The following is a 22257-nucleotide window of genomic DNA, read 5'->3' on the forward strand; positions in this document are numbered from 1 at the left end:
CAATTCTTCTCCCGAAACTCAAAAAGTTCGAACAGGGTTGTGTTTCCGGAAAATTTCAGCGCTTAACAGATTTTTCGGCCATAATGGCGGCAATATTTTCGGGTACCTGCAAACTATGCGGCTTCACCAGTTGCGTTACACCCAGATAAGAATTACCATCGTGCCGCACAATGCGCCAGCCCAGTTTTTTTAGTGCCTGCCGGATAAACGCATTCAGAAAACCGTGCGCCACCAACACTACTTCTTCTTCCGTTTCGGCATAGCGGGCCAACGTTTCGGCACAACACATGGCACGCTGCCGGGCTTTCCGGAAACTTTCGATGCCGCGACTGTTCAGCCCTAACATCCAGGAAAAACGCGCTGCGGCCAGCCACACTTCTATTGGAAATTTAAACAACGGCAACTGGAATATTTTGCGCTGAAACTCGTTGAAATCGGCATTTTCTACCAATTCCGTTGTCTCGCCGTAAAGCAGCCGGGCAGTTTGTTTCGCACGCGGCAAAGCACTGCAATATACTTTTGGTAATTTTTCGGGCAGGCCGGCAGGGCGGGTAAAAGCGGTTTTCACCAGGTTGGCTGCATCGTAATCGGAAATAAACCGGGAGGCTTCTTCACAATTAAAAAAGCCACTGCGCTCCACATCGGGCTCGTAGTGCCGCACCAGAAAAATATGCCGTAAACCTTCCGGTGAATTCATTGATCGCAACGTTGTTCCTCCGTTTTTCAACGCAAAAGCCATTTATTAGTTGAATGAGGGAATTAGGGAATGAGTGATTGAATGAGAGAATAAGGTTTATTGTGAAAATGGTAGGGTTTGGGCGCGAAAAAGTAAAGACTATGCATTATCAGGTAAGTGACCATGAAATTTCAGATCCTGTCATTCGTCCATTCAATCACTCATTCCCTAATTCTCTCATTCAACCATTCTCTCATTTTCAAAACTTCAAATCCCCAAATTATCTTTATTTTTACCGCCATAATTAGTTTTTTGCTTCTAAACCATACCATTTTTTGCTATGATCGCTTTCGAAAACATTAAAACCATTGGGGTGGTTGGCGCCGGCACCATGGGTCAAGGCATTGCCCAAATTTGCGCGCAGGCCGGTTACCAGACCATTTTATTCGATATTAACGCGCCGGTTTTAGAGAAAGCCCGCCAGACCACCGAAAGCAATCTGCAGAAAGCCGTAGAACGCGGCAAACTTTCTGAAACCGGGAAACAGGAAGCTATTGCGCGTTTGCTTTTTACCGGCAGCATGAACGATGTGCACGCCGACATTATAATAGAAGCGGTAGTAGAACGTTTGGAAGTAAAACACAGCATTTTCCAGGAACTTGCCATGATAAACAGTTCCGAAACGATTCTGGCATCTAATACCTCGTCTATTCCGATCACGCGCATTGCGGCTAAAATTCAAAACCCGGCGCGCGTGGTAGGCATGCACTTTTTTAACCCAGCCCACATTATGAAGCTGGTGGAAGTGATTTCGGGGGTAGCTACGGCGCCGGAAGTGGCCGAAACGGTATATAAACTGGCCGAAAAACTCGGTAAAGTTGCGGTACACGCGGCCGATGCGCCGGGCTTTATTGTAAACCGGGTAGCGCGTCATTTTTACGTAGAAGGCCTGAAAATTCTGGAAGAAAAAGTAGCCGACCTGGAAACTATAGACAAACTGGTGCAGAGCAGCGGCTTTAAAATGGGACCTTTCCAGCTTATGGACCTGATTGGCGTGGATACGAACTTCTCAGTTACTTCATCCATGTTCGAAGCGTTTCATTACGACCCGAAGTTCCGCCCGAACCGTATACAACAGCAGAAAGTGGAAGCCGGTCACCATGGCAGAAAAACCGGCAAAGGATTTTATGATTACACGGCTTAGACTTTTTTTACTCTTTACCCTACCGTTTCTGGCCGCTTGCTCCGATGACAAAGACGAGCAGCGGCCATACATTCGGGATGTGTACGTGAACCAGCAACTGAACCTGACCAATATTCAATATAAAGACCTGAAACTAGATAGAGGGTTTGTTTATCTGAATGCCGGCGCGCGGGGTATTATTGTGATCCGGCAGAATGCAAACCGTTATCTAGCTTTCGAGCAAACCTGCACGTACCAGCCTACCGATACCTGCGCCGTAGTAAAAGTAGATGATTCGCGGTTGTTCATGAAAGACAAATGTTGTGGTTCGCAGTTCGATTTTGAAGGCGCAGTAATTTCCGGTCCGGCGCGTTTTCCGCTGAAACAGTACCAAACGGCCCTTTCAGGCAATACGCTGATCATTTCGAATTAAATTTTTCCTTTGGCTTTCAGCATTTTACAAAAAACTTAAAAAAAAATTACTACCAGCACTTGCGCAGCATTTAAAAACCCTGTAATATTGCATCATAATTCAGCAACGCAGCAGCGAAACTGAAGAAAAAATTCCTCCTTAGCTCAGTCGGTTAGAGCACATGACTGTTAATCATGGGGTCCTTGGTTCGAGCCCAAGAGGGGGAGCAAAAGAAAAGCCACTTAGAGAAATCTGAGTGGCTTTTTGTTTTTACAGTACTCTTAAATGTCAATCACAAATCTATAATTGGCAACCGGGCGGGCAATCTGGGAAATTCATGAAAGGTTAACTTGATACCACACGATAAACCCGGCCAGCGATCATTTACAGGCGTATATTGGAGCGAATCAAGTATTGGTACTCTGGGTGCTTTTTCAAATAACCTCTCATATACGGGCACAGAGGCACTAATGCCAGATTTCTGGCCGCAATACTTACCAGCGCATACCGGGTCATTGCACTGGCTATACCCCGGCCTTCCAGTTCCTTAGGCACTTCGGTGTGCAACACGGTTATGACGCCGGGCTGCAGCTTATATTCAATAAAAGCGGTCAGGCCGTCCTGCGTGGTCTCAAAACGATTTTTATCTGGATTATCTTTAATTTCCATAGCCAGGTAATTTTTATGAGGTAGCTCCATGTGCTTCGGTATTTCCTACGGCAAAGGTGTTATTTCGGCTATAAACCAGAACCAGCATAAGTGTTTCATTCAATCCATTACCAGCCCAACGCGAATAAAGTACGACCGGAGAAGCATTCTTCCTGCTGAAAGCCAGATGAAACCAAATTAATGCCACATAACTGCATTTTAGCAGACCCATCCGGCAAATTCAGGCTTTTTTCAGCCTGTTCCTTTACGTGCAACACCTGACTTTTGAGGACCAAAAGGATACCGTTTTTCAGCTTTTATCCTGAGCCTTTCGCTACGAACTATCTTTACCACTTAAACCGAACACTACCATTCACATGCAAAAAACGGGCTTTCACTCATTGTAAAGCCGGCGGCTGTTTGTAATCTGAGAGCATTTGTTAACTTTGAGAAGATTAGACACTTACGTTAAATGGTGGCCCGCATCTTTTTATTTGTTTTTTTATTGCTTTCGGGGTTTGCCAGCCAGGCGCAATATCAGCATTTGGTGCATAAAACCTACGCGCAGCGCTACCTGGCATTAGAAAAAGCCTTTTACAACAGCAGATATCTGGGCCGCGATTCGGTTTACCTTTTCTGGGAACTGGAGAAACTGCAGGAAACAGCTTTGCAGGCCGACGACGAGGAATTACAGCTGGAATCCCAAATGCTGCGCTGCGAATATTATCTGTTCGGCAAACTGATCAATCACCGCTTGTTCGAAACCCGGATGCTGGCGCTGCGGGCTTTGGCCGACCAGAAAAATATCCGGTATCTTCAGATCAGAACCCGGCAAAAACTGGCTTATTTTTATTTTTCGGCGCAACATAAATATGGGCTCGGCTTCGAAAATTACCTGCAATCGTACCAGTTCATGAAAAACATGCCGGAAAAAGAATTGCCGGACAAGCAGGAAATGATCGCAAACATTGGCACGGCTTATTACAAGTTCGGCGATAATATTAATGCCCGCAAATTCCTGACCGAAGCTTTTCAGACCGCACCTTCTTATAAAAAGCGCCTGCCCATTCACCTTACCAATACCTTGGGGCTGATCTACCGCGAAGAACACAAATTCGATTCGGCTGCGTTTTACCTTTGGAAAACCTACCGGATGGCTGAAAAACTGAACGACAGCACCTGGATGGGGATTGCGGCCGGCAACATCGGCATTAATTTTTACCTGCAGAAGAAGTACGATGAGGCTATTCCGTTGCTTAAAATAGACGTGCGGGAAAGTATAAAAGCCCATGAATTCGATAACGCTGTAACTTCGCTGATCATTTTAAGTAAGATAAGCCTGCAAAAAAATAACCTTCCGGAAACCCAGGCGCAGATCAGGCAGGTAAAAAAAATGCTGCCCGAAACCACCGATCTTTACAAACATTTACGAGAATTATATCCGCTTCTGGCCAGCCTTTCTGCCACCAAAGGAGATTCGGGGCGGGCTTATCTTTATGCCGATTCGGCGCATTTTGTAAAAGACAGCCTACACGCCCGCCGCAGCAGCATGATGACTACCATGGCGGAACGGAAAATTGAACTGGAAAAACACCGCGCGGAAATGCAGCGCCTCGAAGCCGAAGATGCGTTACAGGCTACGCTGCGCAACAGCCTGATAATGGGCATTTTTTTACTCCTGATCATTGCTGCACTTATTATTAACCGGCAGCGCATTTTACACCGCCAGAAAGAACAAAAACTGCAAAGCGAAAAGGAAGTGATAGAATCGGAGCTGGAAATGGCTACCCGGCAACTGAGCGATTTCACGAACCATATCCGGGAAAAGAACAAACTTATTGAACAGTTTTCGGCGGAAATTGAAAAGCATAAACATTTGGCCGATGCACCTGAATTGGAAGCCAGCAAGGAAGCCCGCGATAAATTATTGCAGGCCACCATTCTTACCGATGACCAGTGGGAAGAATTCCGCCACGTTTTTGACAAGGTGCACGGCGGCTATTTACTGCGGCTGCGCGAAAAACTTCCTGTATTAAGCCCGGCCGATACCCGCTACATTGTACTGAGCAAACTGAACCTCACCTCTAAAGAAATGGCATCTATGCTGGGTGTGCGTCCGGATGCCATCAGGTTGTACCGCCACCGGCTTCGCAAAAAGCTCAGCATTACCGACGATAAAACGCTGGAGCAACTTATCAAATCTATCTGATCTTCTCCTCGGTTTTCCGAACTGCATCCACGCACTTTTTTACCCGAAAAGCATAGCGTTTTCCGGCTGAAAAAGCACGCTGTTTATTTAATTTTCTCTTCCCCGAATTACTTCTTTTTCTTTGGTTACTCTTAGCACTTCCAACCAGAAAAACTTAGCTACTCCTGCCCGATACTTTCTGCAAAACGAAATCAATTTTACTCAAATCCTGGCTTAAGCTTCAGTAAAATTTTCACAAAAGCACTTTTGGAGCCTGAAACCATACCGTTTTCCAGGAAAATCTCCGCCTTTCTTCAATCAAATACATCACACTATAAATCAACACTTTATACAAAATATTTCAAATTGAAACGTTTTTGAAACGCCGTTTTTTTGCGCTTACCTTTAATATGTTACAGCTTTAAATGCTTTATGAAGTTCGGGTAATTCCTTACGGGTTTTTCGAGGCTCATGAGCAGGAACAAGAACTGATCTTTCAGGAACGGTTTGCTGCGAAACAAGCAGCAAGCTCCGCTTGAAACATACTAATACAACTGTAAAAACAACGCATAAAATGAGAAGCTTTTCAGTTAATATCTTCAGGCTTTTATTGATTACATCCGGCTTGGTGTCTGCCCATTTTTTGCAGGCGCAAACCGTTTATAATACCGTTCCTGTTTCGGGGTTTACAGACGATGTTGTTGCTAATTTACCCGGCGCCGCAAACTTATCTGCCACGAACGATATGGACGGCGGTAACGCTCCTACCCGCTATTGTTTTGTTACCCAGAGCTATAGAAACCCCAGCGGTGCCGCCCCGGTAACGTATCTGCCTGCCAGCGGTTTTTTCACCAGCATAGAACGTTCCACACTCGGCCTTACTTTTCAATTAGCCGATTATAATGCGAATAATACACTGCGCATTCACGGCGTGGGCACAGGCACCCTTACGTTTAATACACCGCAGGCGGCGCGTACTATTTTTTTACTAGGTGGTTCGGGAAATTCGCAACAAGGCCCTACCAATTTCATAGCTACCATAAATTTTACGGACGGCACCAGCCAAGTATTTACCAATCAGTATTTCATGGACTGGTTTGGCTTGCTGGATGTAGTTGCTTTGCAAGGCGTTAGCCGCGTAAATTACGATACGAACGTTATCGAGAACAGCACCACCAACCCATCGCTTTACCAGAAACGGCTTGCCTTATTACCGGCTAATTATGGGAAACTGATCCGTTCTATTACTATAAATAAACCCGGCGCTTATGGTACACTTAATGTACTGGCTGTAAGCGCGGGAACTGGCTGTCCTGCGCCGCCGGCTGCCGGTAAAGCCGTTGCCAGCCTTACCAATATTTGCGGCCCAACCAGTATAAACCTTTCCCTAGATGGCGCTGCTACCGATACCGATCTTACTTATCAATGGCAGGAATCGACAGATAACGGCAATACCTGGAACGATCTGAATGGGGCTATTCACGCAACCTTTACAGCTACACCAACTACTACCACACAATACCGGGCCAAAATAAGCTGCGCCAAACAAACCGGAACATCTGCACCGGTAACGGTTACATTAACGCTTTTAACGCCCGAAGTAGCCTATAAAAATGAAGCTTACTGCCAGATGGGCTTAACCGAAGCACCTGTTGCAGTTCCGGCGGGAGGCGCTTTTTCCGGAAGCGATGGCTTGGCAATAAACCCTAAAACCGGCATCATAGACCTCGTAAGTTCTACCCTTGGCAAACACGTTATTACTTATAGTACCGCGCCCCCTTGTGTAGAAAAAGCTACTACGGAAATTGTAATTACAGGAAGTCCGGAAATCGTTTGCCCGAATATAATAACGGCAAATGGTGATGATAAAAATGAAGGCCTGCTGGTGAAAGTACCAGACCTGACCAGTTACAACATGCGGGTTTATAATCGCTGGGGTTCTTTGATCTGGGAAACCACCGATGCAGCCAAAGGCTGGACCGGAGCAGAAAACTCAGCCGGAATTTACTATTACCTGGTGCGTTTTGCCGATTGTACCGGAGCTCAGCGCACTTTCAAAAGCTGGGTAGAGCTTATAAAATAGAACAACAGAACAGCTTTTTTACAAGAATAAGAACATCCCTTTTCAATCTTTCTATAACCCGATAAACGCTTATTACATGAAAAAAACTTTACTCCTGGCCTGCGCTTTTGCCCTTGGTTTTAAAGGATTTTCCCAAACGTACGCGCCTGTTTCCCTCACCGGTTTCACCGCCGATGTAGTGGCAAACGGGTCCGGCACGGTGGCATCTTCCACTTCAATAGATATGGATGGCGCCAGCTTTAATTTTGTTGCGCAGAACTTTATTAATCCATCCGGTCAGTCTCCTTCCAGCGCACTACCAAACAGTGGCATTATTACCAGCGCAGTTACTTCTACCCCGGGCCTAACTTACCAATTGGCGCCTTATACGGGTAACAATTCATTGCGCATAAGCACCCCGGGCACCGGCACACTCACGTTTGCCACACCCCAATCTGCCGACCAGGTGTTCTTATTGCTTACTTCGGGCAGCGGCATCAGCACATTAACTGCCACGGTTAATTTTACAGATGCTACCTCACAGGCTTTTTCCGGCCTTTCCATCAGCGATTGGTTTAGCGGCAGCGGATATGCCATTCAGGGAATAAGCCGGGTTAGCCGCGCTACCGACCAGATCGAGAATTCTACCATCAATCCGCGTTTGTATCAAACCTTGCTTACTTTATCGGCGGCAAATGCGGGGAAAACCATTCAAAGCATAACGTTTAATAAAACTTCTACAACTGGAGTATTGAATGTAATGGGTGTTTCTATTCGTACCGTTGCTTCTACGCTGGCTACCGACGCAGGCATTATTGGCATTACAGCTCCAAATTCCGGTTGCGTGCTTACCAACCAGGAAACGATAACGGTAACGGTGAAAAACCACGGTACAACTGCGCAAAGCAATATTCCGGTTTCATATAAGATCAACAACGGCACGCCGGTTAATGAAGTAATACCCGGCCCGATTGCCCCTAACTCGACTTCAAATTATTCCTTTACTACCAAAGCAAATCTGAGCACTTTAGGCACTTATAGCCTGGAAGTACGCACAAATCTGACCGGTGACCTTGCCCCCACCAATGACGCAATGAACCGTTCGATCGTATTATCAGCGGCGCCTGCTGTTGCAACCATTACCGCCAGCGGATCTACCACCATATGTACCGGCGGTTCGGTTACATTAACGGCAGCTTCTTCAACTTCGGGCGTTACTTACCAGTGGTTCAACAATGGTACTGCTATTCCAAACGCAACGGCGGCCACTTATAATGCAACAGCAGCAGGCAGCTATACCGTTGTTGCCGACCTTACCGGTTGCAGCAGTGCAGCATCGGCGGCTACTGTAATTACGATGAATACCACGCCACCGGCTCCGGGCGTAAATGCAGGCGGACCAACAACGTTCTGCACCGGCGGTTCCGTGAACTTAACAGCTGTTTCTGCTATTTCGGGTGCTACTTTTACCTGGTTTCTGAATGGCAACGTAATTCCGGGTGCTACTTCAGCAACTTATACTGCTACCGCCGCAGGCAGCTATTCGGCTTCTGCCACATCGAACGGTTGCAGCAGCCCGGCCTCATTAAGCACTACGGTAACTGTAAAGCAAAAACCAACGCAACCAACTATTACCCAAACCGGAAACTTGCTTCATTCTAGCAGCAGCACCGGTAACCAGTGGTTTAAAAATGGAACAGCCATCCCGGGAGCAACAGCCCAAACGCTGAATGCTTCTTCCAATGGTACTTATACCGCAAAAGTTACGTCCAATGGCTGTACCTCCGATGCATCGAATGCGGTAACCATTACTAATACCGGCATTTCCGATGATGAAAGCAACTTGCCAATTACGGTGTTCCCGAATCCGTCTACGGGTGTATTCAACCTGATCTTACCAGAAGGGAAAAGCGTGGAAATAACGGTATCAGATCTGGCAGGAAAACTCATTCAGCAAAAAACATTGCATTCCAAAACCACACAATTAAACCTGAGCCACGCAGCTAAAGGCATTTACCTGCTGCAATTTAAAACGGAAACCGGTACTGCTATCCGGAAGCTGATCGTGGAATAAGTACGCTTAAAGCATTCAAAATTATTATTGCTCTTCCCCTGAAAAAGTTCTGCCATTTCCCTGGCAGAGCTTTTTCTCACCCTACACAAAACGCTATGGTTTTACATGCAAAAAGTGGCCGCTCCGGTTAAAAACAGATTTTACGGCTATTCATTTATCCACTTTGCCAAAGCACACACCGCGTTTGAATCACTATTTAAACTTTCATTATAAACATCACCGATCACAAATGAAAAAACTCTTTTTTATGGCTTTTGCCCTGGCAATCAGCTCGGGAATCAAAGCTCAATCGTACACGCCGGTAGTCGTTTCGGGCTATAACGCCGATGTGGTAGCAGATGGAACAGGCGCCGTATCGGCCTCCACTACGAACGATGTGGATGGGGTGAACTATACTTTTATGGCGCAAGGTTATACCAACCCGAGCAATGTAACCACTACCCGCGGATTACCGACCGGCGGCCTTATTACAAGTGCCGTTAGCGCTACTCCCGGATTAACATTCCAATTAGCGCCTTATACAGCCAACAATTCCCTGCGCATAAATGGAACAGGAACCGGTACACTTACTTTTGCAACGGCTACCGCGGCCGAAAAAGTTTATGTACTGGCTACCTCCGGTAGTGGCGTGAGCAATACAACCATTACCGTAACGTTTTCCGATGCCACAACCCAGGCTTTTCCGGCCATTTCAGTAAATGACTGGTATAACGGAACCAATTATGCAAAAAATGCTCTGGGGCGGGCAAACCGCACTGACAACACCATAGATAACGATGCCAGCAATCCGCGTTTATACCAGTTTGAACTGACTATTAGTACAGCGAATATCACAAAACCCATACAAAGCATCGATTTCAGTAATACCGGAAATGTGCTGAATGTAATGGGCATTACAATTAAAGCGCCGCCAACACCAAACGATGCTGGTATCCAGGCTTATGTAACGCCGGTTGCTCCAATTCAGGCGAACACCAGCCAACCGGTGGAAGTAACGCTGGTAAACTATGGAACAAGCAACCTGACAGCAGCAACTATTACCTGGACCGTAGATGGCGTTGCGCAAACAAACTATTCCTGGACCGGCAACCTTGCCATGAACCAGACAGCTGCCGTAACGCTTGGCAACTTTACTTTTTCGCCCGGCAGCCATACCATTAATGCGTGCACAACCAGCCCCAATGGCGTAACAGATGGCAACCCAGCAGACGATTGTAAAGCACTGACTATCTGCACTTCGCTGGCCGGAGCTTTCACAATCAATAAAGGTATTCCGGCATCGGCTACTAACTTTCTGAGCCTGACTGATGCGATAAACAGCTTAAATAATTGTGGCATCAGCGGCCCTATAACGTTTAACGTGGTAGCCGGCTCCGGCCCTTATAACGAACAGATCGAAATTCCGCAGATCAACGGCGTAAGCGCTACCAATACCATTACTTTTAACGGTAACGGTGATACCATTCAGGCAAACCCGGCCAGTGCGGCCCGCCATATCATTAAGCTGAACGGCGCTGATTACGTTACGATCAACAACTTCAAAATATTAGCCACCGGAACCGGTACTTCAACTTACGGCTGGGGAATTCATTTCATAAATGGCGCTGATAACAATACCATCAGCAACAACATTATCGGTATTAGCCCTACCAGTACCTTATCCGGCAATTCAGCCGGTATTGTATTCTCTAATTCCTCCACTTCTACTACTTCCACCGGAAACAATGGCAACAATAACATTATAATCGGCAACACAATAGATGGCGGTTATAAAGGTATTGGTCTCTATGGTCTGGCTGCCAGCACGGGCAACAACCAGATTATGAATAACACCATTAAAAACTTTTATGCTTCTGGTATTGAACTTGGAACCGTGAACGGCACCTTGGTAGAAGGAAACGATATTAGCCGCCCTAACCGGACTCCTGCAAGCAGCACTACCGAAATGGTGAACTTAAACGGAAGCACCAAAGGCAGCATAATCAGCAAAAACCGCATTCATACCAGCCATGGTGCGGCTACAACGGGAACGGTATATGGCATTTATTCTAATTCCAACGATGCCCCAGCAGGTTCGGAAAACATTGTAAAGAATAACCTGATCTATAATATTGGCACGAGCGGTACTGTTTACGGCATTCATAATGTTGGCAGCAACGGTATTTACTATTACCATAATACCATCAACCTGGACAATACTTCTCATACCGGTACGGTGCGCGGTTTTAACCAGACCACTGCCGCCAATAATATCCGCTTCAAAAATAATATTGTAAATATTGCAAGCGGAGCCAGTGGCGCCAAACACGCTATTTATCTGGCTACCGTTACTTCAGCTACAATTGCTACGGATATCGAGTCGGACAACAACGTGCTTTACGTAACCGGCGGAGCCAGCACCAGTGGTATTGGTTCGTGGGGTTCTGCAAACAAAGTAAGCATTATTGACTGGAGAACGGCCAGCGGCGATGATACCAGCAGCGTTGCCACCGATCCGCTTTTCACGAGTGTGGCTACCGGCAACTTCCTGCCTACTGCAACGGCGGTTAATAATATTGGCTTGCCCGTTTTACCAGCCGTTACCGACGATATTACCGGCGCACTCCGCAACCCACTTACCCCAGATCCGGGGGCTTATGAAATAGGAGCATTTTCCCTGGCTCCTAACGATGCGGGCGTTTCAGCCATTACAACTCCGAATTCGGGTTGCAGCTTAACTGCCACGGAAATAGTAACCATTACGGTAAACAACTTCGGAACAGCCAACTTAAGCAATATTCCGGTTTCGTACACTATAAACGGAGGAACTGCCGTAAATGAAATTGTAGCCGGACCAATTGCTCCGGGCGCAACGGCAACTTATTCTTTCACGGTAACAGCGAATTTAAGCGCTCCGGGTTCTTACAGCATTGTAGCCAGCGCCAGTTTAAACGGCGATACTATTTCCAACAACAATAGCTTTACCAAAGTAGTTGTTTCTTCAGCGCCAGCAGCTATTCCTACTATTACGGCTGGCGGACCTACTACTTTCTGTGCCGGTGGTTCAGTAGTTTTAACGGCTGCTTCCACTACTCCTGGTGCTACTTATACCTGGTTTAAAGACGGCGTAGCCATTACCGGTGCAACTTCGGCTACTTATTCTGCAACTGCCAATGGCAATTACACAGCAGTGGCTTCTACAAATAATTGCCCGAGCGCAGCATCTTTAGCTACAACGGTAACGGTTAATGCTGCCCCTGCGGTGCCAACTATTACGGCTGGTGGTCCGGTTTCATTCTGCACCGGCGGTTCGGTAACTCTAACGGCAGCTTCTACCACTACCGGAGCTACTTTCCAATGGTTCGAGAACGGAAACGCAATTTCCGGGGCTACTACAGCTACTTATACCGCAAATACTTCCGGAAGCTTTACAGTAACTGCAACGGCCGGAGGATGTTCTGCAACTTCAACAGCCACAGTAGTTACCGTAAATCCGGTTGCTGCCGTACCAACTATTACTGCAGCCGGTGCAACAACTATTTGCACAGGCAACTCAGTTACATTAACAGCTGCTTCAACCACTACCGGCGCTTCTTATACCTGGTTTAAAGATGGCACTTTAATTACGGGTGCAACATCTGCCACTTATTCAGCAACAACCACTGGTAACTATACTGCAGTAGCTACAGCCAATGGTTGCCCAAGTGCTGCTTCTGCAGCAACCACGGTAACCGTAAATGCAGCTCCGGCAGTACCAACTATTACAGCTGGCGGCGCCACCACTTTCTGTACCGGCGGTTCGGTTACGTTAACGGCCGCTTCTGCAACTACCGGTGCTACGTATTCCTGGTCGCTGAATGGTACGCCGATCACCGGTGCAACTGCTGCAACATACACGGCTAATTCACCGGGCACTTATACTGTTACTGCAACTGCTGGCGGTTGTGAAGCTACTTCTGCGGCTACTACGGTAACGGTTAATGCACTTCCTGCAACTCCTACCATAACTCGTTCCGGCTTTACGTTAACTTCCAGCAGCGCAACCGGCAACCAATGGCATAAAGACGGCACCCCGATCACCGGCGCAACCAATGCTACTTACATTACCACGGCAAACGGCGTTTATACTACCATTGTAACTACCAGTGGTTGCAGCTCTGCGGCTTCCAATGCGGTTACAATTCTGAACACCGGTATGAACGAAGCTGAAATGAGTCTGAACCTGGCCGTTTATCCAAACCCTTCGGCTGGCATTTTCAACCTTACTTTCCCTGAAAACCAGCCTTATCAGTTAATGGTAACCGACCTGACCGGCAAAGTACTGCAACAGCAAACCGTGAAAAGCCAGCATGCGCAACTCAACCTGAGCCAGGCAGCCAAAGGCATTTACCTGTTACAAATTGTAAGTGAAGGCAAAACTGGTACGCGAAAACTGGTGGTAGAATAAACTTAAAACGCTATCCTTTTCACCTCAAAAAGTCCCGTTGTAAAAAGCGGCGGGACTTTTTTAAAACTGAAAACGCAAAACGCTATGCTTTTACCGCTAAAAAGTCGGGAACTCGCAGGAAATAAAATACTGCAAGCAGCCTGACCGGAAAACAACTTCAGCAACGGAATAATAACCTGCAGCCAGCTCCAAAACCAACACTCAATCCCAATTCAGTATGAAACACGGTTACTTACTTTTTTTCTTTTTCTTTTTAATGCTTTGCAGTGCAAAAGCTGCTCCCGGCGATACCACCATGGTGCAATCGCATACGCTTACCCAGCTGGCCAACTACGGAGATTACGATGCCCCGGCTGTTTTCCCAACCACCAGCACTACCTACCGCGACATTACCATGACCTTTACCCTGGGTAAATATTCCTGCCCGGGCAACCCGCAATACTGCGGCAGCTGGGATTATACCGTTCAGATCTATCTCATAACTCCAACCGATACTTTCGAGATCGGCCGCATGATAACGCCTTATGCCACCACTACTGCGCAATATCCGCTTTCCTGGCAACACCGCTATAAGTTCGATGTAACTGATTATGCTCAATACCTGAAAGGTAATACCACCATCCGGATCCATTACAGCGGTTATTCGGGTGGATTTACGGCTAACGTGAAATTCGCATTCATTGAAGGCACGCCGCCCCGCAACGTGGTAAAAATAGACCGGCTCTGGCGGGGCAGCTTTGGCTATGGCAACCCAACTTCAATAGAAACCTATATGAATGCCCGCACCAAACCAATGCCGGCAAACGCCCAAGCTGCGGTTTTAAAATTCAACGTAACGGGCCACGGCTCCAACCCCGGCGATTATTGCTCGGAATTCTGCAGCAAGTATTACCGCGTAAACCTGAACGGCGCCATGATCGCACAGAAAAATATCTGGCGCGACAACTGCGGATTGAACAATCTTTATCCGCAGACCGGAACCTGGGTTTATGACCGTGCCAACTGGTGCCCCGGCGATGTTGTACAAGCCAATTTTCACCCGTTATTCGGCTTAACGCCCGGCAATAATTACAACGTAGATGTAGATTTTCAGCCTTATAACGTAGCCAATTCGCAGGCTTCTTACATCGTGGAAGGACAAATTATTTACTACGGCGCTTTCAATTACACCACCGATGCCGCGCTGGAAGCTATTATTTCGCCGAATAATTATGAAGGCTATTTCCGCTCCAACCCAACCTGCGAGGAAGCTAAAATACAGGTAAAGAATACGGGCAGCACTGTTATTACGTCCCTGGAAATAACCTATGGCCTGCTTGGTGGCACGCTACATACACTTCCACTAACGGTTGCCATTCAGCCGGAAACTACCGAAGAAATTATTCTGCCGGGAAATTCCGAATTCATAACCATGGGCAATAATAAAGCGAAATTCGTAGCGCGCATTTCAAAAGTAAACGGCACTACAGATCTGAACACGCTAAACAACGAAATGCAAACCGAATTTACCCCAATGCCGGTTTGGCCGAACGATCTTGTAGTAAGGCTAAGCACCAACGCATCGGGCGCGCAAACGAAATGGCGCATTTACGATGCCGCCGGTAATGTAGTAAAATCGCGTTTAAGCACTTCCAGCAACAAAACTTACAACGACTCTATTCTACTGCAGTCTGGTTGCTATCGCCTGGAAGTAACCGATACCGGCTGCAACGGACTTTCGTGGTGGGCAGCGCAGAACGAAGGCACCGGTTCTCTTACTGTGTCATCGCAGGGCAATAGTGGCAATTTCCCACTGAAAGGTTATTTCAACGGCGATTTTGGTTGTGGTTTTACGGAAGCTTTCCGCATTCAGACGGCCTTGGGTACCAAAGAAGAAAAAGCCGCTTTTAATGTATCGGTGTTCCCGAACCCGGCGCAGACTACCCTGAATGTAACCATAGGACAAAACAACAAACCGCAAACCGCCACCCTGGAATTACTCAACACGCTGGGGCAGCAGGTTTACCGGGCCGAGGTTCATGGTTCGCGCCTGTTTGTTCCGGTGCAAAATTTGCCGGCCGGCATTTACATTTTAAAGTGCCAGCTGGAAGGCAAATTCGTTCAGAAACAAATAGTGATAAACAGATAAAAGTACCACGCAGCTGCTAAAGCGAAAAGGGGTTGAGAACAGTTTTTAACTGTTTTAGCAGCTGTCCGAATCAAAAAGAGCCGGTTTTTTAAGCCGGCTCTTTTTCATTTTAGCAGTATCACTTTTTCGGGAAAACGGTATGGTTTTAGCCCTAAAAACTGCCTTATTCCTCAGCTTTCAATTTCATTCCTAAATATAATTGTGCCCGCAAAAGGCTGCAGGTTTAAAATTATTACCGCATAAGTCAAAACCAACGCAGCAATATTACCAGCTGTTTATCAAAGCATTAACATTATTACTTTTTCGCTTCAAAAGCATAACGTTTTCCAAAGCATTAGCCGCTAGTTACTTTATTAAAGGAATAACAAAATCAAAAACAAAGCGGCCCATTTTTCAACCTTTTCATGCCGAAGCAGTAAACGTGCAATATATATTTGGGCGGTAATATTGCCCGCGGACTTGTTTATTTAACCAACCTGATAAAACTATGAAAGATCTAAAAGCTTATTTTGTGGCGCTTCTCGTGCTGCTTACGTTTACCTTATCGAGTTGCGAGCTGATCGGCGATATTTTTAAAGCCGGTATGTGGACTGCTGTGATCCTGATCGTGATTGTGATACTGATTATTATGTGGCTATTGCGCATGATCCGTGGCCGGGGACCCAGACCATAATTTATTTAGAGCCGGTTTTAACTACTAAGGCTTCCTTTACTTTTCAGACTGAAAACCCTACCATTTTTGGCTAGAAATTAGAAGCGAACGCTTTGATGATGAAACCCGCTTTTGAAAGTAAATTTGCTACAACACAAAAAAGTCTGCCTTATTTCCAGGGCAGACTTTTTTGTGTTTAAAACATAGCGTTTTTTACTGGCGCATTACTTTTAAAGTAGTGGTTTCAGTATCACCGATCAGTTGCAGGAAGTAAACACCCGCTTTCAGATTTGGCAGATCGTTGAGTTGGGTTTCTGAAGCTGAAGTCAGGTTTCTGCTATAAACTTCTTTGCCTTCCAGGCTTAACAACACAACTTTTTTAGTCGTGTGGTTTGGTGCTAGCTGCAGGTTCAGTGTCTGGCCGAATGGGTTCGGATAAGCGTTTACCAGTTTTGCAAAACGGTCGTTTTTAGCAATGGCAATGATCGAAGAATATTCGAAAGCGCCATCGTTATCGGTTTGTTTCAGGCGGTAATAAGCAGTTGCAGTAGCTAATGGTTGCTTATCGGTGAAGTTGTAAGCCAGGATCTGGTTGCTGTTTCCGGCTGCTTTTACGCTACCAATCGTTTCAAAATTCTTGCCATCTGCCGAACGCTCTACTACGAAAGCTGCCGCATTTTTCTCCGAAGCAGTAGCCCAGTTCAGTTCGTTACCGTTGCTTGTTGCTTTACCTTTAAAAGATAACCAGCTAACCGGCAGCGGATTGCCTGGACCAGAGAAAGTCCAGATGGAGAAAGAGTTAGTAGTTAAACCTACGGTACGCTCAGCGCCACTTGCATCGAAAGATATTACGCTTCCTACTGGCTTCCAGGTTAAACCTTTGTCCGTGCTTTTCCAAGCCTGAACCTGCGCTTGACCAGTAGTAGGAAAATTCTGTCCGTTATCTTCAGTAGCAAGCCATTTAAAGGTCATGCTCACATCTGTTCCTGCCTGAATTTCCGGAACGATATGCCATGAACGCATAATGCTTTCTTTGGTATTGTCTTTCGGGTTAATAATAGCGGCATCGGTAGTACGGGTTACTTTTACCAGGCCCCAGTTTCCACCACCAGTATTATCAAATGACAGTCCCATGCCACCAAAGGTTCTTTGTCCTGTTCCGTTGATCGTTACCGGTTTTAACAGTTTGCCTTTAAAGTAAAAACCGGTCGTTTCGTTTACGGTAGCATTTGTACCTAAGAAAAGCGTATCAGTTGCATCAGCCTGTAGATCGCTGTTTAAGAAATTCAGCGTACCATTTACAGTAGTTTTTCCATTTAAAAGTTTCGTACCAGAGCCCGAAATAGTCAGGTTACCATAGGTTTTACCCGGAACGTCCTGAACACCGGCTCCATTGAAAATCACCGTGCTGTTATTCCCCATTGAGCCAAGGACCGGTACCGAGCCCTCAATCTTTAACGTTGCATTATCAGCTACATCTACAGTGGCATTATTGATAGCAGCGTTGGCTGGTAAAGTGAAAGTACCTTCAGCAATCAAAACTTTTGCTGATGCAGATAAAGCCCAGTTAGTAGTAATAGTGGCGGCAGTTTTATTGGCTACCACAAACATACCGGAATTAAAATCAGATGGTCTGGTACCATTTCCATCGGAGCTGGTTCCCCAGCTACCGGTTGCGGTTAGATCTGTGGCGCTCGCTTTAGAATAATAAACAGGTGCAATGGTAGATACACTAGGCGTTACGTTAATGTCGTCTAAAGCCAGAATGCAGTTTGCCTGGTTAGAACTAATGTCGGTCCAGCGCAGCATAATTTCCTGGTTTGGAGCCAAAGGCGAACCAAGGTTTAACACAAAAGTATGTGTATTCTTCACAGTATTACCATCTGAAGCACCGCCGCTGCCTTGCGGGTTAGAACCCCAGGTTAAGTCTCCTGCTGCCAGCGCACCGAAAGAATTGTGTGTTAAATCGGTAAAGGAAGCCTGGCTGGTACTATAAGCAAACTGAAAAGTAAGGTTTTTATTACCATTTACTCTTCGCCATTCTTCTGCAGAATATTTAATGGTAAAAGAATTTATGTTGCCGCCTGTATTATTTTTCAGGCGCAGGCCATAATAAGTGTTTTGCGTTGTTCCGCTAACAACTGCTCTAACACCACCAAGCGCCCGCTCTGCATCAGATGTAGTTAAACCGTAACTTCTTATACCAGAAGTCTGATCAGAACCATTATCAGCAGAAATTGCAGTTGTATTACCCGCGCCGGTAGTGTTATGTTTTACATACCAGCCAGTAAGGGTAGAATTATCAGTAAAAGAACCAGAACCGCTTTTTAGCAGCGTATTGAAGTCTTCGGAATAAGAACCAGATAATAGCACCTGCGCTTTAGCGGTACCCAAACCACCAAAGCAAAGCAAAGCAGCTAAAAATGTTTTACCGGAAGTGAGGAGTAAAGATTTGCGATTCATGGGTTTTGTTTTTTTGATTGAAACACTTCGTTTTAACTCGAAATATCATCGGCACAAAATTAAACTAAAGATTTCAATTAATATAACATCTTCAAGAACTAATAACACTAATCTTATTTATGCAATATTTTTTAAATATTTAATTTCACTATTTTTTTTAACAAGGAAGCAATTAACACAGAAAAAAATTGGAATTATTCAACTTGCAAAAAATTTAAATAAGAAATTTCACCGAAAAAATTGCACCAAATTTCCTTACAACTTCCTGAAAACCAACTTTTACTGAAAACAAAACCTAATCAGCCAGAACCTGCACTTTTTGAACAAAATATTATACTCAATTCGAAACGTATAGCAAAAACGAAATATAGATCGCCAAAAAATTCCTGAAAAAATCCAGTAAAAATTTTTACCCCAGAACTACTGTAACAAACTAAACAGGGTTTTTCTGACAACATGAAACCTACTCAGAAATTCAAAAAAATTTCACAACCGGCCAATTTTACTCTTCCAGTTAACAGAAATCCAGAAGTCGGCAACTGTTATGGAGCTACAAAAACGTTATCCTTTTGGCAGTAAAAACTTAGGCTCCTCACTAACTGACTTTTTACTGTCAAAAGGATAGCGTTTTGTTATTGCTTCGCCATACGTAAAAAAGTGGCTTTGTTTTCAGCTACAATTCTGATGGTATATATGCCGGCCGGTTCCTGCGCCAGATCTATTGCAAAACCTTTTCTGAGTTCCGTGGCAGTTACATTCTGCTCTTTTACCAATTGGCCCTGCGCATTCAGAATACTTACTTTGGCAAGGGTTGTCAGTTCTGCAGGGGTTTGTAAAACAGCCCGACCTGCTGATGGATTTGGATACAGTTCGAAGGCTATTGTTGTTTTATTGGCAGAAGCTACACTTACAATTTTAGAATAAGAAACGGTGCCATCGAAATCGGTTTGTTTCAGGCGGTAGTAAGTAAGGCTAGCGGGTGCATTAAGTTCTGTAAAGGAGTAAGAAGAAGGCTGGCTGGTAGTTCCTTTACCTTTTACGGTACCAGCTTCAATAAATTCCAGACCGTCAGCGCTTCTTTCAACTGTAAAGAAGTTATTGTTCAGTTCCTGCGCAGTTTTCCAGCTACAAACAATACCGTTTTCAGTGCGTTTTGCGGCAAAGCTTACCAGTTCTACCGGCAGCGGAATGGGCACGCCTGACTTTACGTAGAAGGGCGAGAAAGAAGTAATATTGCTGCGAACGATCTCATATTGCCCCAGCGCCGCATTAATTGTATTGATCAAGCCTTTTCCGGCTGGCACATCATCCCAATGGTTATTTTCGAAGTGAGAAATGCTGGCCTCGGAAATATCGAAACCGACTAAAAGATCGGTTGCCAGGCTGGTAAGGCTAACCGGAATACTTACCGAAACATTTGCATTACCGATAACTTCCTCGTCTATGATCCAGGTTTTATTGATGCCGTTTTCGGTTAGCAGCGCACCGGTTGGGTTATTGTTTGCATCGTATGCAGAATAAACCCCGTCAATAACTTTTACGCTGAAATTATCGGTAACGGCAGCATCGGTTTGCTTCAGGCTGATCGGTAAATACCGGGTATCGGTACCAACCGGAAAAACGACATCCTGGTTGTTGTTTTTCACTTTCATTTTTAGCCGGCCGTTGCCTTTTGCCACAATGTAATTGGTAGCGGAAGCATTTTCGATCGAGGCGCCGTCTTCTAATGCCAGGTCGAAATTACCGAGCTCAATTTTACTGTTCAGGGTAAGCTTGCTTTTTACTTTAACGTTGCCGCTCAGATTCTTTTTGCCGCCATTCACAATTAAATTACCATAGTTACGGTTGGGTAAAGTTGTTCCGGAATTGTTAAAATTTATGGTGCTGTAATCTCCCAGAGTGCCTAAAACAGGCAGGTTGCTTGTCTGAATATTCAAGGTAGCATTGTCGCTAACATCTATGGTTCCGGTAAGTTGCCGGTTTGAGGGAATGCTTAACGCACCTTCTGCCACAATCAATTTACTGTTATTCCCCAAACTCCAGTTAGCAGGCAAATTGGTATTTGCGCTTCGGTTTACATAAATAAAAGTGGCATTTGCAATATTCATTGCAGAAGGACGAGTACCAGAACCATTGGCGTTCGTGCCCCAGGTACCGGTATTTGTTAAAGTCCCGGAGCTGCTGCTGAAATAGACATTACCGGCAACCGGCGTAATAGATACGTCATCAATCGCCATATAATTTCCGGCATTGTTATCGGGTCTTTTCCACCGGTACGTAATTTCACTGTTATTGCCGAGGCCCGAAGAAAGTTTAATGACAGCATTTAAGGTAGTTTTATTCAGTTCACCATCAACCGGTAAATCTTCGGTATCAGCTCCGCTAACGCCACCGGTTACATTCAGATCTGCTACCGACACCCAGGAACCAGAACCCACTTTATACTCGAAAGTCATGTTGCCATAAACAGCAGTATACCACCAAATAACTCCCCAAAATTCAAAGGGCTCTTTCTTCATGCCTCTCCATTCTTCCAGCGTGTAGGAAACAATAAAGGTGTTTATGTCTGAGCCGGTAGTATTCTTTAACTTTAGATCATAAAGAATATCTCCCGTAGTGCTATTGGTTACTCCACCTAAAGCCCGGTCGGTTTCATTATTTTTGCCAAAGCTTCGCAAGCCGGTTGCTGTATTACTGCCATCGCCTCCTGTAATGGTTTTAGCGCCGGTATAACTCACCGACCAGCCCGGAAGTGTTACGTTATCGGTAAACGAGCCGCTTTGCGGCATGCCATCGAAATTCTGCTTATAAGGAGCCAGACTCGTAATATTTACCTGTGCCTCCGAAACCTGCGCAATACTAAATAAAGAAGCAGCTAAAAAAATTGAACGAAAAAGCTTGGTAAAAGAACTTTTGGTTTTCATTGGGAGATCTGCAATATGACTATGGAATTGAAGTCTTATTTTTCAGTGCAAAACTAGCCCTTGTATTTAATATTTTATAATGATAATTATTAATGTTAAATTTTTAACATTAATTTATAACAGACAAAATATATTTTATTGTTTTACCAATAACAATATATCCGTATTCAACAGTTATACATTTCTGGAGAACCCTTTAAATATAAAGCATTTACAATATTACGCCTCGAAAGGCAAGCTTCATTTTTTCAAGACAATTTTCAGAAGCGCGGTTTTGGTCTAAATAAATATTTCTTTAAAACATTATACCGAAATTCCCTCCTAACAATTTACTCAGAAAACTGACCGGCTTTGAGCTGCGTTTTTCTTTCGTTTAAGTTGGCATAAAAAAAGGGAAGCCTGATTGAAGCTTCCCTTTTAA

13 protein-coding genes and 1 tRNA gene are annotated in these 22257 nt (G+C 45.3%); 9 read left to right on the plus strand and 5 right to left on the minus strand.

Annotated features, from left to right (window positions below):
• Positions 1-55 precede the first annotated feature (55 nt).
• Positions 56-697, minus strand: a complete 642-nt coding sequence (locus ACFPIB_RS11560; RefSeq protein ID WP_378017618.1) for a histidine phosphatase family protein — start codon at positions 695-697, stop codon at positions 56-58.
• A gap of 322 nt (positions 698-1019) precedes the next feature.
• Here ACFPIB_RS11560 and ACFPIB_RS11565 point away from each other — a divergent pair, with 322 nt between their 5' ends.
• The 3 genes from ACFPIB_RS11565 to ACFPIB_RS11575 all read left to right on the plus strand — a co-directional run bounded on the left by ACFPIB_RS11565 (position 1020) and on the right by ACFPIB_RS11575 (position 2498).
• On the plus strand, positions 1020-1880 hold the full coding sequence (locus tag ACFPIB_RS11565) for a 3-hydroxyacyl-CoA dehydrogenase NAD-binding domain-containing protein (RefSeq protein WP_378017716.1): 861 nt from the start codon (positions 1020-1022) through the stop codon (positions 1878-1880).
• Positions 1864-2292 (plus strand): QcrA and Rieske domain-containing protein, encoded by a 429-nt coding sequence (locus ACFPIB_RS11570; RefSeq protein WP_378017619.1) that lies wholly within the window; start codon positions 1864-1866, stop codon positions 2290-2292. Before ACFPIB_RS11565 ends, ACFPIB_RS11570 begins: the two co-directional genes overlap by 17 nt.
• Before the next feature lie 132 nt (positions 2293-2424).
• Positions 2425-2498 (plus strand) — tRNA-Asn (locus tag ACFPIB_RS11575).
• Between the two features lie 157 nt (positions 2499-2655).
• On the opposite strand, the gene ACFPIB_RS11580 is transcribed toward ACFPIB_RS11575, so the two are convergent.
• Together ACFPIB_RS11580 and ACFPIB_RS11585 are read right to left on the minus strand one after the other, a co-directional pair.
• Entirely contained in the window at positions 2656-2940 is a 285-nt protein-coding gene (locus ACFPIB_RS11580; protein WP_378017620.1) for a GNAT family N-acetyltransferase, read from the minus strand.
• Between the two features lie 107 nt (positions 2941-3047).
• Entirely contained in the window at positions 3048-3215 is a 168-nt protein-coding gene (locus ACFPIB_RS11585) for a hypothetical protein (protein ID WP_378017621.1), read from the minus strand.
• Positions 3216-3391: 176 nt separating this feature from the next.
• On the opposite strand from ACFPIB_RS11585, the gene ACFPIB_RS11590 reads away from it, so the two are divergent.
• From ACFPIB_RS11590 to ACFPIB_RS11615, 6 genes are all read left to right on the plus strand, one after another.
• A complete protein-coding gene (locus tag ACFPIB_RS11590) occupies positions 3392-5128 on the plus strand; it encodes a hypothetical protein (protein ID WP_378017622.1) in 1737 nt (578 codons plus the stop codon).
• A gap of 553 nt (positions 5129-5681) precedes the next feature.
• The gene (locus tag ACFPIB_RS11595; protein WP_378017623.1) at positions 5682-7190 is read left to right on the plus strand and encodes a T9SS type B sorting domain-containing protein; all 1509 of its coding nucleotides are present in this window, start codon (positions 5682-5684) and stop codon (positions 7188-7190) included.
• A 76-nt stretch (positions 7191-7266) separates the two neighbouring features.
• On the plus strand, positions 7267-9243 hold the full coding sequence (locus ACFPIB_RS11600) for a T9SS type A sorting domain-containing protein (protein ID WP_378017624.1): 1977 nt from the start codon (positions 7267-7269) through the stop codon (positions 9241-9243).
• 229 nt (positions 9244-9472) lie between these two features.
• On the plus strand, positions 9473-13669 hold the full coding sequence (locus tag ACFPIB_RS11605; protein WP_378017625.1) for a T9SS type A sorting domain-containing protein: 4197 nt from the start codon (positions 9473-9475) through the stop codon (positions 13667-13669).
• Positions 13670-13886: 217 nt separating this feature from the next.
• Complete coding sequence (locus ACFPIB_RS11610) at positions 13887-15797, plus strand: T9SS type A sorting domain-containing protein (RefSeq protein ID WP_378017626.1); 1911 nt, start codon at positions 13887-13889, stop codon at positions 15795-15797.
• 487 nt (positions 15798-16284) lie between these two features.
• Positions 16285-16470, plus strand: a complete 186-nt coding sequence (locus ACFPIB_RS11615) for a hypothetical protein (RefSeq protein WP_378017627.1) — start codon at positions 16285-16287, stop codon at positions 16468-16470.
• A 192-nt stretch (positions 16471-16662) separates the two neighbouring features.
• On the opposite strand, the gene ACFPIB_RS11620 is transcribed toward ACFPIB_RS11615, so the two are convergent.
• Together ACFPIB_RS11620 and ACFPIB_RS11625 are read right to left on the minus strand one after the other, a co-directional pair.
• On the minus strand, positions 16663-18912 hold the full coding sequence (locus ACFPIB_RS11620) for a T9SS type A sorting domain-containing protein (RefSeq protein ID WP_378017628.1): 2250 nt from the start codon (positions 18910-18912) through the stop codon (positions 16663-16665).
• Positions 18913-19544: 632 nt separating this feature from the next.
• On the minus strand, positions 19545-21836 hold the full coding sequence (locus ACFPIB_RS11625) for a T9SS type A sorting domain-containing protein (RefSeq protein WP_378017629.1): 2292 nt from the start codon (positions 21834-21836) through the stop codon (positions 19545-19547).
• Between the last annotated feature and the right edge of the window lie 421 nt (positions 21837-22257).

It is taken from the genome of Adhaeribacter terreus (assembly GCF_042657365.1).
Lineage (GTDB): Bacteria > Bacteroidota > Bacteroidia > Cytophagales > Hymenobacteraceae > Adhaeribacter_A > Adhaeribacter_A terreus.

Coding starts and splice junctions, on each gene's coding strand:
- ACFPIB_RS11560 (WP_378017618.1), bottom strand. CDS start 697: ATGAATTCACCGGAAGGTTTACGGCATATTTTTCTGGTGCGGCACTAC.
- ACFPIB_RS11570 (WP_378017619.1), top strand. CDS start 1,864: ATGATTACACGGCTTAGACTTTTTTTACTCTTTACCCTACCGTTTCTG.
- ACFPIB_RS11580 (WP_378017620.1), bottom strand. CDS start 2,940: ATGGAAATTAAAGATAATCCAGATAAAAATCGTTTTGAGACCACGCAG.
- ACFPIB_RS11590 (WP_378017622.1), top strand. CDS start 3,392: ATGGTGGCCCGCATCTTTTTATTTGTTTTTTTATTGCTTTCGGGGTTT.
- ACFPIB_RS11595 (WP_378017623.1), top strand. CDS start 5,682: ATGAGAAGCTTTTCAGTTAATATCTTCAGGCTTTTATTGATTACATCC.
- ACFPIB_RS11600 (WP_378017624.1), top strand. CDS start 7,267: ATGAAAAAAACTTTACTCCTGGCCTGCGCTTTTGCCCTTGGTTTTAAA.
- ACFPIB_RS11605 (WP_378017625.1), top strand. CDS start 9,473: ATGAAAAAACTCTTTTTTATGGCTTTTGCCCTGGCAATCAGCTCGGGA.
- ACFPIB_RS11610 (WP_378017626.1), top strand. CDS start 13,887: ATGAAACACGGTTACTTACTTTTTTTCTTTTTCTTTTTAATGCTTTGC.
- ACFPIB_RS11615 (WP_378017627.1), top strand. CDS start 16,285: ATGAAAGATCTAAAAGCTTATTTTGTGGCGCTTCTCGTGCTGCTTACG.
- ACFPIB_RS11620 (WP_378017628.1), bottom strand. CDS start 18,912: ATGAATCGCAAATCTTTACTCCTCACTTCCGGTAAAACATTTTTAGCT.
- ACFPIB_RS11625 (WP_378017629.1), bottom strand. CDS start 21,836: ATGAAAACCAAAAGTTCTTTTACCAAGCTTTTTCGTTCAATTTTTTTA.